The sequence below is a fragment of the Lysinibacillus sp. EB106-09-02-XG168 genome (assembly GCF_058791475.1).
The window spans coordinates 1,597,967-1,612,601 of sequence record NZ_JBYTDN010000003.1; the positions used below are offsets into that span (position 1 = coordinate 1,597,967).

Below are 14,635 nucleotides of genomic sequence, written 5' to 3' on the forward strand. Positions count from 1 at the left end.
TTTGCGAGATGAGAAGAGTCAATTTCGATGTGAAGAATTTAAATTGAACCGTAATTGTTCAAAGTAGTTATAAAAAGAAGGGGTTATTAGTTATGAGGAAAATACTCATATGTAATTTACTAATATTGGTGTTGGTAGGTTGTACACCGGCTATAAATACCACTCCCACTGCAAAATCTATACTTACAGAACATTCTCAAGCGGATATTCTTCAATATAATAATTTGATTTACATTAATACTACAAGCATGGAGTCGATGAAACAATTAGAATATACGAAGTGTGAGACTATAGGGGAAATTATTAAAACTACAAATTCCTCTAAAAATTTCAATGATTTTTATGCTACTAAATTGGAAAGTGGAACAAAGATTTTCTCTACAAATGATAATAATACTGATACTATCATTGCGGATTTAAATGGGCATTATATACTTTATACGGTTTTGCTGGAGAGCTAGGTTGTAAACAATTGAGAATTCCAGTATACTAATCCGATAAAGAATGTAAATAAAGGATGAATTTAAATGACGTTTGAAGAAATTTTACCTCGCTTAAAGGCGGGCGAAAAAGTAATTCGTAAAGGTTGGGGCGGTGCCGAATTATATGTGAAGCTTGTTGGACAAAGTGAACATGGTGGCGAGACTTTGAATCCTTATTTTTTAATTAATGTACGCGGTGAGGGCTATACAATGTTCACGCCGACAGTCTGTGATTTATTAGCGGAAGATTGGATAATTGTTAATTAATCGGAAGAGCCATCTCAAATGAGGTGGTTTCTTTGTTTTTAGAGGAGAGAGATCGATGACGTTTGAAGAATATAAGGGAAAGACGGTATTTGTGACGGGGGCTAGTTCAGGTATTGGTCAAGCTCAAGCTATTGCATTTATAGAAAATGGGGCAAACGTATACGGGTTTGATTTAGATGAGCAAGGGTTAGGAAAATTATTTCACCAATACCCTGACCAATTTGCCTATAAAGTAGGCAGTGTATGTAATAAGGACGATGTAGAGCAAGCATTTGAAGCAGCAATTTCAAAATTTAAGCAGGTAGATATTTTATTAAATACCGCAGGGGTTTTAGATGGTTTTGCAAAAACACTGGATACAGATGAAGTGCTTTGGGATAAAATTATGAATACCAATGTTAAGGGTACTTATTTTGTGACGAATACGGTATTACCCCATATGGTAAAACGAAAATCAGGCGTCATTGTTAATATGGCATCTATTGCAGGGCTTGTTGCTGGCGGTGGTGGTGCAGCCTATACAGCATCTAAACATGCGATTGTCGGCTATACGAAACAGTTAGACTTAGATTATTGTCGTGAAGGAATTCGCGCCAATGCCATTGCACCTGGGGCCATTCAAACACCGATGAATAAGGCAGATTTTGAAGGTGATGGGGAAATGGCCAAATGGGTCGCTAATGAAACGCCTGCTGGACGCTGGGCACAACCACATGAAGTAGCGAATTTAACACTTTACTTAGCAAGTTCGGCTGCTGATTATATTCATGGAGCTATTATGCCCATCGATGGTGGCTGGCTTACGAAATAAGATTGTTCAATCGTAAATTCTTCTGATATAATACGCAAGTAAGCAAAAATCTGCTTGCACTACGGCACTTCAGATAGGGCGAAAAGCTCTCTTCCTTTGGCCGTAGTTATTACTAAAATAGTGGATGTGCTATTTTACAAAGGAGAATAAAATTGAATACATCTATTGTAAAAGATTCAAGTCGTACTTCTGTAACCGAGCTTACAAAGACGGCACTTGTTGCAGCTTTATATGTGGCTGTAACTGTTTTATTGTCAGTCATCAGTTTTGGGGCAGTTCAATTACGTCTATCGGAGATGTTTAACTACCTGGCCCTCTACAACAAACGCTATGTAGTAGCCGTGACTCTAGGAGTAGTACTCGCTAATTTCATGTCACCAACGTGGATATTAGATGTACCCATTGGTGGAATTGCGACATTCCTCGTTTTAATTCTTTGCCGAAGAGTAACGAAAAATATAACAAATGATCTTGTGAAAATGGTTATAACTGCATTGATTTTTGCTATATCAATGTTCACCGTTGCAGGACAATTAACAATTCTCTATGATCTTCCATTTTGGGCAACATGGTTTACAGTTGGAATCGGAGAGCTATTGTCAATGACTGTTGGTGGTATGACTATTTATTTATTAAATAAAAAAATTGATTTATCGAAATAGTTTAATGCATAAAAAAGCGAGTCTCTTTTATGAAGTAAGGGTGCTCAGGTTTGACCATAGTCTTACCTAGTACACCTTGGGCCGAGTTCATCAGCTCAAATTCTTCAGCCTGAATCAGACAATATAAACCTCATCGCCCGGATTCTTACTGGTATATTCCAGCAAAAGATCCGGGCGATGATTTTTTTCGAAGAGGATCACGACTCCCGTGGAAGCAGACGATAATACGTTATTCACAGAGTTCTTAGCTAGGGCCATAACGAATACACGATAGCTGACCCCATTCTGAATGGCATAACAAACTGTATCTCGAGTCCCTGAGGAGAGAACCTGAGAAATATTTTAGCCGGTCTTGTTCACTTACGTGTAATTAGAGCTGACAGACTGTTCGCCTTCGTCAATGTAAAGTTCGAATAGTTCTAGCTCTTACAACTGTCACAATGATTAGCGACAAGTATTGCCGAGAGTACCTTTATAAAATTTTTGTTTTATTCCACTGTCACTGATAACTCCTTCACAAAGAGGGAAGGGGAGCCATACCCATCTGGTAGGAAGAAAAGCTCTGAGCTAATTTCTTCGATAGTATTTAAGAACTTAAAAAAGTTTCCGGCTATTGTCATTTGCTTCACGGGTGATGCAATTTTGCCATCTTGAATATGGAAACCTTTTGCTGCGACTGAGAAATCACCCGAAACCGTATTCGTACCTGAGTGAAGGCCGGATAATTCAGTAATAAGTACTCCTTCAGAGACTAAGGCAATTAACTCCTCTTGTGATCGATTACCTGGTGAAATATATAAATTTTGAGGTGCGATTGATAAAGTGCCTTTGTAAGAGTCTTTATGTGCATGTCCGCTCGTTTTGCAGCCTTCCTTCTTTGCGGTTTTTCTATTATGCAATAGTGTTTGCAGTGTTCCATCTAAAATGATTGCCTGCTCCTTTGTTGAAACACCTTCACCGTCAAAGCTTGCTCCTGACAAAGCTTCAGGATGGAATGGGGCATTCAGTAATGTCAAAGTATCTGACGCCACTTTTTGTCCGACTTTCCCTTTTAATAAAGATTGATCTTTTTGTGCATTTTCAGCAGACAATATTGGCATAAAAGTACTTAGTAAAGATGCTGTCGCATCAGAGCGTAGGATGATTGGATATTTTCCAGATGGAATCGATTTTTCACCTAGGTTTGCAAGTGCTTCTTCGGCTGCTGCTTTGGCAATTTCATCAGCATTGAGAGAATGGAAATCACGAGTCATTTTCAAATAACTACCCGTTTTCAGTTCCTCTCCTTCTTTGACCACTGTGGAAAGGAAGATGACTAGGCCATTCTCCTTATGTGATAGAGAAAGATTTTTACTATTCGCTAATGAACGTTCAGTAGTATATTCTTGAAGAAAACAGTAATCAAGCGTTACAATGCGCGAATCGTAGGCACGGATTTTTTGTTCAATTAAACGTAGCAGTTCGATTTTTTCAGGAATACCGATTGACTCTAATTCTTCATTGTAAAATTCATGTGGCGTGTATTCATTACTGCCTTCAAAAATATCTATGCCCTCATCTTCATCTAGAACGTCTGCATTTGCTTTTACACTGTTGATTAAAATGGACATCGAATCATCATCTAGTTTTTCTGTATAGGCGTATCCCATTTTTCCGTTATGCAGCCCACGTAGACTTAGACCCCCATCCTCAGACGTTTCGTAGCTATCAATCTGTCCTTCATAAAGCATACATTGAAAAGAGTTTTTTCGTTCGAAATAAACTTCAGCTTCTGTAAAACCGGCATCTATCGCCTGATCTAGTAGTTTTTCTTGATATTCAGCAATATTCATCAATTATTCCCCCTTTGTTCCTCCAACTGTCATTTCGCTAACACGAATCATCGGCTGACCAACATTGACAGGAAGACTACCACTAATGGATCCGCACATGCCAGCACCGTGCGCAAGATTATTACCAACACGATCAACTAGCTGCAATGTTTTTGCTCCGTTGCCTATAAGTGTTGCACCACGTACAGGATGATCGATTTTTCCATCCTTAACAATATAAGCTTCCATAGCCGCGAAGTTATAGTCACCTGTTGATGGATTTACTTGCCCGCCACCCATATATTTTGCATAAATACCATATTCGGTAGATGCAATTATTTCATCAGGTGTAGAATTGCCCGGCGCGATATATGTGTTCGTCATTCGGGAAGTTGGATTGAAACGATAAGATTGGCGACGTGAAGATCCAGTTGGTTCAGCATTCATACGGCGCGCATTAAATTTATCAATCATGTAGCCTTTTAAAATTCCATTTTCAATTAAGATGTTTTTTCGCGTTTTTTCCCCTTCATCATCAATGTTAAGGGAACCCCATTCGCTTGGAAGTGTGCCATCATCAATGTATGTAACAATATCAGGGGCAACTTTTTCACCAAGACGATTTGCAAAAACGGAATTGTTTTTCGCGACGGCTGTAGCCTCAAGTCCATGACCACAAGCTTCATGAAATATAACACCGCCAAATTCGTTATCAATGATGACTGGAAATTTTCCGCTAGGACATTCATCGGCACGAAGCATCGTGACCGCAATACGTGCAGCTTCACCAGCATAGTGCTCTAGGTCTAGGTTTTCGATAAATTCAAAGCCTGCATGTGCACCAGGACCGTAGGAGCCAGTTTGCGTTTCTTTGCCCTCGGAGGCAGTTGCCTGGATGGTAAGTCGACTATGAATACGTGTATCTTCTACAAATTTTCCTTCTGAGTTGGCGATTAAAACATGCTGCTCATCGTCAAGATACCGAACTTTAACTTGACTGATGCGTTCATCATATTTTCTAGCAATATCATTAGCCTTCCGCATGATTGGTGCTTTTCTAGCATGAGCCACACTGTTTGGTAGAATGATAATGTTATGAATAGGTGTAATAATTTCTTTTTTTAGTGGTTGAATCGTTCCGGTAGCACCGCCTTTAATAGCAAGTGCTGCTCGTTTTGCTGCTGCTAATAAGCCTTCCTCTGAAAAATCGTTTGTGTATGTGTAAATGCTCTGAAGTCCAGAAAAAATGCGTATTCCAATACCAAAGTCACGACCTGAAATACTTTGTTCAATCTTTCCACTTAGTAATGTACATTCATTGACAAACTTATCCTCGATGAAAACTTCGGAAAAATCGCCACCTGTTGAAAGGGCAGCTTCAAGTACATTTTCAATAACTGATTGTTTTATCATATTTTTTCCTCCTTTTCTTAAGTATACATAATAATCAGAATGTTCAGTTTTGATAATTTGGAATCAAATCTAGTGAAATTTATCACATAAATTAATATATATTCTAATTGAGACGTTTTATGATAGGAGCGTTGGTAGGTGGGACATATTTTTAATGAACAACTACACGAAAATCAAAAATTAATTATAATTTACTGCATCAAACACCAAACTAATGGAAAATCAGAGAAAGGTGATGGAATGAAGCAGCGATATAATGTAGGGGATATTGTTTTTATTTTTTATCGTCATCCATATTTTCAAGAAGTTGCGAACATACAGGAAGCCGCAGTTGTGAATAATCCGGATCATCCAAATGAACAGGCGCTTTTTCTATTTGAGACTTTTTATCCGATAACAAACGATATTCTAATATTTACAAGCGAAATGGAGGCTGTGCAAGCTTATCATCAGTATTTTCATTGATGAAGCTTATATTAAACCGTTTTCAACAATGGGAGAAAACAAATTATACTTGTTTAATAAGTTTTCTCTCTAAAGCTTATTTTATAACTAAGTGTGATACGTAAGGTTCAATATATCTACTATCGATTCCATTTGGTAAATTTAATAGTGAGAAATATTGCATTGTTTCTGATTCTTTATAATCGATTACTAAATCACCTTTAACATTTCTCGTATAATAGACGGCTGTAACGGAGTAGAATTCATCTCCATTAGAAACTTTAAGGTAATAATCTTGACCAGAAAAAATATCTAATAACTTTAGGTCATCTATTATCAAACCTGTTTCCTCTAACACTTCTCTTTTTGCGGTATCTTCTAAGCTTTCTCCTAATTCCATCAAACCACCTGGAAGCCCCCAACCTCCATCATATCTCTTTTGTAACAATAGCTCGTTCTCATTATTTAAGATTAATACAACAGCACCTGGCAAAATAATAGGTTGGTGACCAACATATTGTCGTAAAAATTTATAGTATTCCATCGTTTCACTCATTTCTAATTGAATAAATTTATCTTTCCTTGTTTTAATTATACAAATACCAGGGATTTCCTTCTTTAAATTTTAATCATGCTGATCTCCATTTACACATTGTCTGTATAATCCCAGTTTTGATGGTAACGCTAAGCCGAGATAGTCATTCAAAAAGGGGAGAATCTATTGTACTCATTTCAACCGAATTGTTGGTCGGAGCATGAAGAGCTTGAGGTTGTTATGCTTTGTGCGCCAACAAAATTAGATGTAACAGATTTAACAATAGCTGAAAATGTAGGGTGGAGCGCTACTGTCAATCACGTAAAAGCAATGGAGAATTTCATGGAATTAAAGACGACGCTAGAAAATGAAGGTGTCAAGGTTATTGATTATTCGAAAGAACTAACAAATGGTGAGAAAACAGTAAGTGAGCAGCTTATTAATAGGTACTTTGTACGCGATCTAGCCTGTGTTTTGGGAAATAGGATGTTCCTTGGAGAGGCGGGGAGCTCGCTAAGGCGTCCGGAGTATCCACATGCACACTCATTATTAGAAAAGTGGTTTCCAGAAAAAAAATTAAAAGTTAAACAAGCTTCTACTGCATTCGAATGTGGAGATGTGCTCATTTTAAATAAGGATGCTGTCCTTATTAATATTGGAATGAGAACAACGTTAGAGGCTGTTGAAAGTATCAAGGACCACATCTTCCAAGAAGGATTTTCGGAAATTGCAATCATTGATTTGCCGAGACGCTCCGATACACTTCATTTAGATATGAATTGTAATGTGACAAACGCTAATCTAGTATTAGCTAAAAACTTTATGCGTTATTTTCCTGTACAGGTGTTTACGCCTCAAACAAGGCGTTTCGAAATGACCGAGCAATTTTTAAATCATCATGGCTTTGATGTCTACTGGCTTGAAAAATATAATACAATCCCTGATATCAATTTTATCAATCTTAATCCCGAAACACTGTTGATTAGTAAGCAAGCAACGAAGCAGCAATGGACGAAACATCCACTATTGCAAAAAAAGAACTTAATAGAAATTGAAGTCACAGAGCTTGAAAAAGGCGGAGGTGGCATTCGGTGCATGACATTGCCATTGTTAAGAAAGTAAATAACAGGCAGGAGGGTTGATCAAAATGACATCTAAAACAAGTAAAGGTAGGTTGTCTTGGTGGCAGCTTTCGCTTCTTGGTATAGGTTGTACACTAGGAACAGGATTTTTCCTTGGGACAAGTATGGCCATTCATAAAAGTGGTCCTGCTGTTTTAATTCCTTTTTTGTTAGCGGCGATTGCTACGTACATTGTCTATGATGCTCTTGTTAAGATGTCAGTTGACAATCCAGATAAGGGATCATTTCGTACTTATGCAAAGCAAGCTTTTGGAAATTGGGCAGGATTTAGTAATGGCTGGATTTACTTGATTTCTGAGATGCTTATTATGGGGAGCCAATTGATGGCGCTTGGTATTTTTACAAAGCTGTGGTTTCCAATGCTTCCATTATGGATTGCTGCATCTATTTATGCAGCACTTGGATTAGTCGTTATTCTTATGGGCATGAAGGGCTTTGAAAAGTTTCAAAATATTTTTGGGGCGTTAAAGGCTTCAGCGGTTGTCATGTTTATAATAGTTGCGGTTGTATTAATAATAAAAGGATTTAATACGGAAACTACTACACTCGAAGCGTTGTATGCAAATTACGAAGGATTTTTCTCTCAAGGTGTGAAAGGAATTTGGCTTGGACTGCTATACGCCTTTTATGCATTTGGAGGAATTGAGGTTATGGGTTTAATGGTCATTGACTTAAAAAACCCTAAAGAAGCGCCGAAAGCTGGAAAAGTGATGATTATTGCTATTACTGTCATTTTTATAATAGCTATTATGCTTGCCTTGGCACTTGTATCGTGGAAGGACTTTACTATCGAGGAAAGCCCATTTATTACAGCTCTTAACGGTTATCATATACCTTTTTTTGCAGATATTTTTAATGGTGTGTTAATTATTGCAGGTTTTTCAACAATGGTAGCCTCTTTATACGCGGTTATAACGATTCTCATTACACTCGCAGAGGATCACGATGCCCCAGCTTCTCTGGCGAAGAAGGGGAAAATGAAGATTCCATTTCCTGCATTTCTCTTTTTAGCTAGTGGTTTAATCATAACGATTGTTATAGGTTTCCTCATGCCAGAAAAGATATTTGAATATTTGGTTACAGCTGCAGGCTTAATGCTAATTTATAACTGGCTCTTTATATTAGTGACCTATATGAAGCTAATGGAGCTGTCAAAGTGGGAGCATGTGAAGAATGGAATAGGGATGTTACTCATTGTGGTGACAGTGTCTGGAACTTTAGGGGAAAAAACAAGCAGACTCGGTTTTTTCGTGAGCCTGCTTTTTCTCATCTTAATAGGGATTGCGACTTGGATTGTAATAAAAAGACAAAAACAAGGTAAGAAAGCTTAATGTTCTTTGTTCTGTGGGAAAATCAGGGGATTTTGCATACGTAAAAAAGGACATTTCGATGGACTATCATTATCATCGCTTAAAAAATACTGCTTCCATTCATTACTTCCTTTTTGCCCATACCATTTTAAATCAGGGTGAGCAGGAATATCATCGTATTCGTTAATGCGTTGCCGAATAAGTTTCTTTAATTTTCGACCAAATGCAGTAGAGTCGTTTATTTCTTCAAATATCCAGCGTGGCTGGAATGCCATTAATAAAGTAGAGAAATGACGACTCTTTCTTATTTTGTGTGCGGGCGTTGCACATGACACAAAATAAGGCTCGCCGTTAAAACAAAATTCCCATTCATTATGTGATGGATTGGTTGGAATTTCCTTTGGCCAATCGATTTCATCGAATTTAGTTAAATTGTTTAAAACTGACCAAAATAAATTATTATAATCAGCAACGTCGAATGTAGACATATCATTGGGCGTTTTAAAGAAAATGGTATGTGTTGTATAGTTGCCGAATGTTTGACAGTGCTTATTGTATTCCTTTAAGCAAAGTGCTAACGTCTTTATCGATTGTTCCTCTCGTGGATCTCCGATAAAACTGTAGCGAAGATGGTTCGATAAAAAACCTTTTCTAGCTGGAATACAGGGGAAAGTATTTGCTTCATCTGCAACCATGGCAGCGAAGTCGATATATGCTGACTGTTGCCATAATGGAAGTGTTTCAAAATGTTCTTCTATCCACTTCTTGTCTAACACTGCTACTTCCACTTGAGTCTCCTCCTTCTATACATCTTTATATTATTAAATAAAGTGTGGATGAGTGACGATGTATAGCATTAACGTTTTTTTAATAGCGAAAAAAGGGGATTCTACACTAAATAGGCTCATTACCATAACGTGTGGTTGATTTCTGTTCCGACTGGGCGCTTTGTAGCTGTCGCTTCGCTTTCGCACAGAGCAGAGCTTCCTGGGGGCGTCCGATGAGCCGCTTAACTCGCGATGCTCGCTGCAGGGTCTCATCTGTGACGCTGATCCCCGAGGAGTCGTCCAGTCTCCACTCCAATCAGCTTATATGCATGACATACGTTTAACAAAATGTAATTCCTAAATTCCGATGTGGATCATTTTATTAGAAATCATTTAAATTCCATTACTATAACGTGTGGTTGATTTCCGTTCTGACTGGGCGCTTTGTTGTTGCTGTCGCTATGCTTTCGCACAGAGAAAAGCTTCCTGAGGGCGTCCGATGAGCCGCCCTGCCACTCCAATCAACCTTCGTTTTTTACATATGTCATTCCTAATTTTTGGTGAAAATCAAATTAATAGTTTCAATTTTATTTATCATAGAAAACATGATTAATGATATGATAAAGTCTTAATATTTCAATTATTTAACATGAAGATTATTTATTAAGTGTTATAAATTGGAGGTTGAAAAAAATCCAAGAAAGGTGGTCAGGCATTTGATTTCAACTAATATAAAATTAACAAAACGCATGTTAAGGATTATAATGAATGCAGAAGAAGAGGCTTCCTCCTCACAACAAAAATTGTTATGCCCAATTCATTTCCTGCTTGCTTGTTTCAAAGAAAAAGAGGGGGCACTTGGTGAATTAATATTAAAATGTACTATCGATGAAGCGTCTTTAAGAAACTTGGTTAATGAATTTGATCAAAAAACAGAAAGGAAAGTTACAAGCCATAGCTTATTTTCTGTTCCAATATCAAATGATGTTTTAACAGTACTGGAACAAGCAATTTGCTATATGCAAAACTATAACCAAGTTTATTTAAATGAAGGTCACTTTCTTAAAGCACTTATAAAGACGAAAATGTTTGAGGAATTCGTTTCAGAAGAAGATACGAAACTGATTTTAAAGCTTGCTACGACTTCGCGGGATATGGTTACTCATCTTCGCCATTATAATTTCCCAGATTCGATTTCTACTAATATTCGTAGAGTCAATCGAGATGATAAGAACAAGCTTATTGATTTTATAGAAAGTCATTTTTCGCAAGAGTGGTCAGAAACGATTCAGCGTGCATTTTTAAAAACTACACCTTCCATATATATAGCTTTTGATCATAAGGGAGGTTTTGTCGGATTTGCTGGATTTGACATTTATCAAAATAAAAAATGTTATTTTGGCCCAATGGGTGTAGTGAAATCTAATCGGGCGAAAGGGATAGGGTATTCCCTCCTCCATCACTGTTTAAAAGATATGAATGAGATAGGGTATGAATATGCAATTATTGGAGGAGCGGGTCCAATCGAGTATTATGAAAGAGCTTGTAATGCTGTGGTCATTCCTGCTCCCAATTATTAAGGAGATAAGAGATGAATATAGTTCAAGTAAACGCTATTTCTCCAGCTATTAGAAAACTACTTTCTTTTGCAACTTCGGATAAAAAAGTTCAACAAGAGTATGAAAAATATTTACTTTTATCGAATAGGACATTATATAGCATTGAATTCGAAGGTGAAATAGTTGGTTGTATTGGTATAGAACAAATCAGCTTAGCAGAGTGCGAGATTAAGCATATTGCTGTATTAGCTGATCAAAGAGGGAAAGGTATTGGCAGTAAAATGATTAATTTTATGACAAGTAAGTACTCATCAATTGTTGCTGAAACGGATATTGAGGCTGTAGACTTTTATCGACGCTATGGTTTTTTTATAACTAGCCTAGGAGAGAAATACCCAGGTGTGGAACGCTTTCTATGTCAATATACTAAACAGTGAAAGGACCTGCAATGCTTTTCCTAATGAAAAGCATTGCAGGTTCTTTTTATAAATTTGGATTAAAGACCTTTTCCTCAAGAATGTTTAATGCATGATGGATGTCCACTAAATCATTTGTAGATGCATGTTCGATAAGCTGTTGAAAGCGCTCTTCTATACAGGCGAATGCTTCCTCCATTATTTTTTCTCCATCCTCTGTAAGGCAAACATAATGCTTTCTTCGATCCTCAGTATCGCTAATTTTTTCAATAAACTTTCTTTCCTGTAGTTTCCGTAATTCACGGCTTGTATTAGGTAAGGACATATGCTGGCAATCACTAATTTCTGTAGGTGTAACTGGCTGGCTTACTTTTATATATTCTAAAATTTTATATTGTACGGGTGTAATATTGTCGATTTTAACATTTTGAGTTAGTTCGTGCGTTACTTGGTGTACCGCTGCTGTAAATGCTACGAACTGCTGGAATAATTGTTTTTTGTCCAAATGGGTTCACCTCTTACTGACAAGATAACAAAAAACTTATCTTAAAACAATTATCATTTGACAACTAAAATTAAGTAGTTTACTATTTTGTTATCAAATGATAAGTAATGGAGGCGCTTAATGAATACGTTAATTATTTATACATATCCCAATCATAAAAGTTTGAATTATGCTTTTTTGCAGGAGATTATTAATGGCTGTCATGACAATCCTTCCGTTAATGAGATCCAAGTATTAGATTTATACGAGGAACAATTTAACCCGATTTTAGAATTTCATGAACATAAACGTCGTCGTGATATGTTTCGTGATCCAAAGCTTGAGAAATATCGTGAACAAATTAAGTGGGCTGATAAAATCGTTTTTGTTTATCCGATATGGTGGGGAAGACCACCTGCAATGCTTTTAGGGTATATTGATCAATTGTTTGCGGCCAATTTTGCTTATAAAGATAAAAATGGTCTATTTCCTGAGGGGCTTTTAAAGGGAAAATCAGTAGTGTGTATTTCGACAATGAAGGGGCCAACAAAATATCCACTCTTATGGCTGAATAATGCGCATAAAATATTAATGAAAAGAGCGGTATTTAATTTTGTTGGCATTAAACAAGTGAAGTTTTTTGAGTTTGGCAATATGGAAAGTAAGAAGGGGAGACAAAGCAAAAAACTCAAAAAAGTTTATCAATATTTTAGAAAAGTAGCTTCCTAGTTCATCTGCCTAATAGACTCGTGCAGACGAAGTAAGAATCTCCTATTCGTTTTCACGAGTCATATTGATTTCTAGTGGCAATGTTACAAAAAATGTTGTAAATTCAGCAAACTTGCTCTCAACAATAATTGTCCCGTTATGCATATCGACGATTTTCTTGACAATAGATAGTCCTAAGCCACTTCCACCATTCTCAGCTGACCTCGATTGGTCAGCCTTATAAAATCGTTCAAATATATGATTTTGTTGTTCTTCAGTTAAACCAATTCCATTGTCATGAATAGCAATAGTAATCGTATCTATTTGCTTCGTCATAGATATTGTAATAATGCCAGCAGCTGGCGTGAATTTAATGCTGTTGCTTAGTAAATTCATCCATACTTGATTCATTAAGTCCTTATCCGCCATTACCGAAATGTTCTCTAGTTGAAGATCCATGTCGATGTTTTTAGCTAGCCAATTTGGCTCAAGCGTTAATACAACGTTGCGCAATTGCTTATCGATTCGGTAAAGACTTGGCTCGAAGGGGTGATGTTGTGATTCTAATGAAGTAAGCTTTAGTAAATTGTCACTTATTTTTGATAGTCGATTACTTTCCATCTCAATGATTGCTAAATAATGCTGTCGCTTATCCTCTGGGAGGTCAATGTTTTTCAAAGCTTTAGCAAAGCCATTAATAGAAGTTAGAGGTGACTGAATTTCATGCGATACATTCGAGATAAATTCTTGGCGCATTCTTTCCATCTCACCTAATTCAATCGCCATATGGTTGATGCCATGTATTAATTGACCAAATTGATCTTCGTCATCTGCTTTAAGATCTAATTTGACAGTAAAATCACCTTTAGCAATCCGACTCAATGCATCTACAATCGTATTCCAATAGTTCCGTTGTTTTTTTAGCCCAATTAAAAAGGTGATAATAACAGTGCAAGCAAAGAGAACAAAAACACCGACTACGGTCCATAATTGAAGCAAGAAACCTTGTGGATGCTTGCCTAACCAATCATAAAGCCAGGACGTTATGTGGTAGGAAATAAAAGCAAATACGATGCTAATGGTAAGAAGAAGCATTAAAATTAAAAATAGCTTTATACTATTTTTTAATCTTCTCATGAAACAAGTTCCAATCGATAGCCTAGGCCGCGAATTGTACGTATAACAAATCCACTTGTATCTTGTGGGAAGCGTTGACGAAGTCTTTTAATGTGAACATCGACTGTACGTTCATCACCTTCATAGTCGTATCCCCAAATATCTTCGATTAACTGTTCACGGGAAAAAGTTTTTCCAGCATAGCTTGCTAATGTAAATAATAGTTCAAATTCCTTTAAACGAAGTGTTAAAGATTTGCCGTTATACAAAACCTCATGTGTATTACGATTTAACTTAATATTGCCAGCCTCCACAAGTTGAGAAAGGGAAATTTGGTACCTTTTAAGTATTGATTTCACACGAACGATCAGCTCTGCTGGTTCAAATGGTTTAACAAGATAATCATCTGTTCCAAGATTAAAACCTTTTACCTTTTGTGAAGTTTCTCCCTTTGCGGTTAACATTAAAATCGGTAGATTATCATTAAATGAACGTATTTCTTCGCATAATTCCCAGCCATCCATATTTGGCATCATAATATCCATGATAATCATATCCACCTTATCAGAATCTAATTTGGACAGTGCATCTACACCATCCGTAGCTTCAATTACTTCTAAACCTTCATTTTGTAAAAATATTTTTACCAATTCTCGAATATGGGCGTCATCATCTACAACTAATAATTTTGTCATGCTTACAAATCCC

At 36.9% G+C, this 14,635-nt stretch carries 17 protein-coding genes; 10 read left to right on the forward strand and 7 right to left on the reverse strand.

Annotation, left to right across the window (positions count from 1 at the left end):
- Positions 1 to 92: 92 nt before the first annotated feature.
- The 4 genes from AC3WSO_RS08500 to AC3WSO_RS08515 all read left to right on the forward strand — a co-directional run bounded on the left by AC3WSO_RS08500 (position 93) and on the right by AC3WSO_RS08515 (position 2,222).
- Complete coding sequence (locus tag AC3WSO_RS08500) at positions 93 to 461, forward strand: hypothetical protein (RefSeq protein WP_492530206.1); 369 nt, start codon at positions 93 to 95, stop codon at positions 459 to 461.
- Positions 462 to 527: 66 nt separating this feature from the next.
- The gene (locus AC3WSO_RS08505; RefSeq protein WP_492530207.1) at positions 528 to 749 is read left to right on the forward strand and encodes a DUF2829 domain-containing protein; all 222 of its coding nucleotides are present in this window, start codon (positions 528 to 530) and stop codon (positions 747 to 749) included.
- A gap of 55 nt (positions 750 to 804) precedes the next feature.
- The gene (locus AC3WSO_RS08510; RefSeq protein WP_492530208.1) at positions 805 to 1,560 is read left to right on the forward strand and encodes a 3-oxoacyl-ACP reductase; all 756 of its coding nucleotides are present in this window, start codon (positions 805 to 807) and stop codon (positions 1,558 to 1,560) included.
- Between the two features lie 152 nt (positions 1,561 to 1,712).
- On the forward strand, positions 1,713 to 2,222 hold the full coding sequence (locus tag AC3WSO_RS08515; RefSeq protein WP_492530209.1) for a QueT transporter family protein: 510 nt from the start codon (positions 1,713 to 1,715) through the stop codon (positions 2,220 to 2,222).
- A 488-nt stretch (positions 2,223 to 2,710) separates the two neighbouring features.
- Here AC3WSO_RS08515 and AC3WSO_RS08520 read toward each other — a convergent pair whose 3' ends face one another.
- Positions 2,711 to 4,054 (reverse strand): TldD/PmbA family protein, encoded by a 1,344-nt coding sequence (locus AC3WSO_RS08520; RefSeq protein ID WP_492530210.1) that lies wholly within the window; start codon positions 4,052 to 4,054, stop codon positions 2,711 to 2,713.
- A gap of 3 nt (positions 4,055 to 4,057) precedes the next feature.
- On the reverse strand, positions 4,058 to 5,446 hold the full coding sequence (locus AC3WSO_RS08525) for a TldD/PmbA family protein (protein WP_492530211.1): 1,389 nt from the start codon (positions 5,444 to 5,446) through the stop codon (positions 4,058 to 4,060).
- Positions 5,447 to 5,686: 240 nt separating this feature from the next.
- Here AC3WSO_RS08525 and AC3WSO_RS08530 point away from each other — a divergent pair, with 240 nt between their 5' ends.
- A complete protein-coding gene (locus tag AC3WSO_RS08530; RefSeq protein WP_492534287.1) occupies positions 5,687 to 5,911 on the forward strand; it encodes a transcriptional regulator SplA domain-containing protein in 225 nt (74 codons plus the stop codon).
- A 76-nt stretch (positions 5,912 to 5,987) separates the two neighbouring features.
- Here the strand turns inward: AC3WSO_RS08530 and AC3WSO_RS08535 are convergent, their stop codons facing one another.
- Positions 5,988 to 6,434 carry an NUDIX hydrolase gene (locus tag AC3WSO_RS08535; RefSeq protein ID WP_492530212.1) on the reverse strand — a complete coding sequence of 149 codons (447 nt, stop codon included), beginning with the start codon at positions 6,432 to 6,434 and terminating at the stop codon, positions 5,988 to 5,990.
- Between the two features lie 177 nt (positions 6,435 to 6,611).
- On the opposite strand from AC3WSO_RS08535, the gene AC3WSO_RS08540 reads away from it, so the two are divergent.
- Together AC3WSO_RS08540 and AC3WSO_RS08545 are read left to right on the forward strand one after the other, a co-directional pair.
- Positions 6,612 to 7,547 (forward strand): arginine deiminase family protein, encoded by a 936-nt coding sequence (locus tag AC3WSO_RS08540; RefSeq protein ID WP_492530213.1) that lies wholly within the window; start codon positions 6,612 to 6,614, stop codon positions 7,545 to 7,547.
- Positions 7,548 to 7,572: 25 nt separating this feature from the next.
- The gene (locus tag AC3WSO_RS08545; RefSeq protein ID WP_492530214.1) at positions 7,573 to 8,898 is read left to right on the forward strand and encodes an amino acid permease; all 1,326 of its coding nucleotides are present in this window, start codon (positions 7,573 to 7,575) and stop codon (positions 8,896 to 8,898) included.
- On the opposite strand, the gene AC3WSO_RS08550 is transcribed toward AC3WSO_RS08545, so the two are convergent.
- Positions 8,895 to 9,665 (reverse strand): YqcI/YcgG family protein, encoded by a 771-nt coding sequence (locus AC3WSO_RS08550; RefSeq protein ID WP_492530215.1) that lies wholly within the window; start codon positions 9,663 to 9,665, stop codon positions 8,895 to 8,897. The two genes, AC3WSO_RS08545 and AC3WSO_RS08550, sit on opposite strands and share 4 nt — an antisense overlap.
- Positions 9,666 to 10,360: 695 nt before the next feature.
- Between AC3WSO_RS08550 and AC3WSO_RS08555 the strand changes: the two genes are divergently transcribed.
- Both AC3WSO_RS08555 and AC3WSO_RS08560 read left to right on the forward strand, forming a co-directional pair.
- A complete protein-coding gene (locus AC3WSO_RS08555; protein ID WP_492530216.1) occupies positions 10,361 to 11,224 on the forward strand; it encodes a GNAT family N-acetyltransferase in 864 nt (287 codons plus the stop codon).
- An 11-nt stretch (positions 11,225 to 11,235) separates the two neighbouring features.
- Positions 11,236 to 11,640, forward strand: a complete 405-nt coding sequence (locus tag AC3WSO_RS08560; protein WP_492530217.1) for a GNAT family N-acetyltransferase — start codon at positions 11,236 to 11,238, stop codon at positions 11,638 to 11,640.
- 46 nt (positions 11,641 to 11,686) lie between these two features.
- Here AC3WSO_RS08560 and AC3WSO_RS08565 read toward each other — a convergent pair whose 3' ends face one another.
- A complete protein-coding gene (locus tag AC3WSO_RS08565) occupies positions 11,687 to 12,124 on the reverse strand; it encodes a MarR family winged helix-turn-helix transcriptional regulator (protein WP_492530218.1) in 438 nt (145 codons plus the stop codon).
- A 120-nt stretch (positions 12,125 to 12,244) separates the two neighbouring features.
- Between AC3WSO_RS08565 and AC3WSO_RS08570 the strand changes: the two genes are divergently transcribed.
- Positions 12,245 to 12,832, forward strand: a complete 588-nt coding sequence (locus AC3WSO_RS08570) for an NAD(P)H-dependent oxidoreductase (RefSeq protein WP_492530219.1) — start codon at positions 12,245 to 12,247, stop codon at positions 12,830 to 12,832.
- Positions 12,833 to 12,874: 42 nt separating this feature from the next.
- On the opposite strand, the gene AC3WSO_RS08575 is transcribed toward AC3WSO_RS08570, so the two are convergent.
- A complete protein-coding gene (locus AC3WSO_RS08575; RefSeq protein ID WP_492530220.1) occupies positions 12,875 to 13,948 on the reverse strand; it encodes a HAMP domain-containing sensor histidine kinase in 1,074 nt (357 codons plus the stop codon).
- On the reverse strand, positions 13,945 to 14,622 hold the full coding sequence (locus tag AC3WSO_RS08580; protein ID WP_492530221.1) for a response regulator transcription factor: 678 nt from the start codon (positions 14,620 to 14,622) through the stop codon (positions 13,945 to 13,947). The genes AC3WSO_RS08575 and AC3WSO_RS08580 overlap by 4 nt, the downstream gene beginning before the upstream one ends.
- Positions 14,623 to 14,635: the final 13 nt, after the last annotated feature.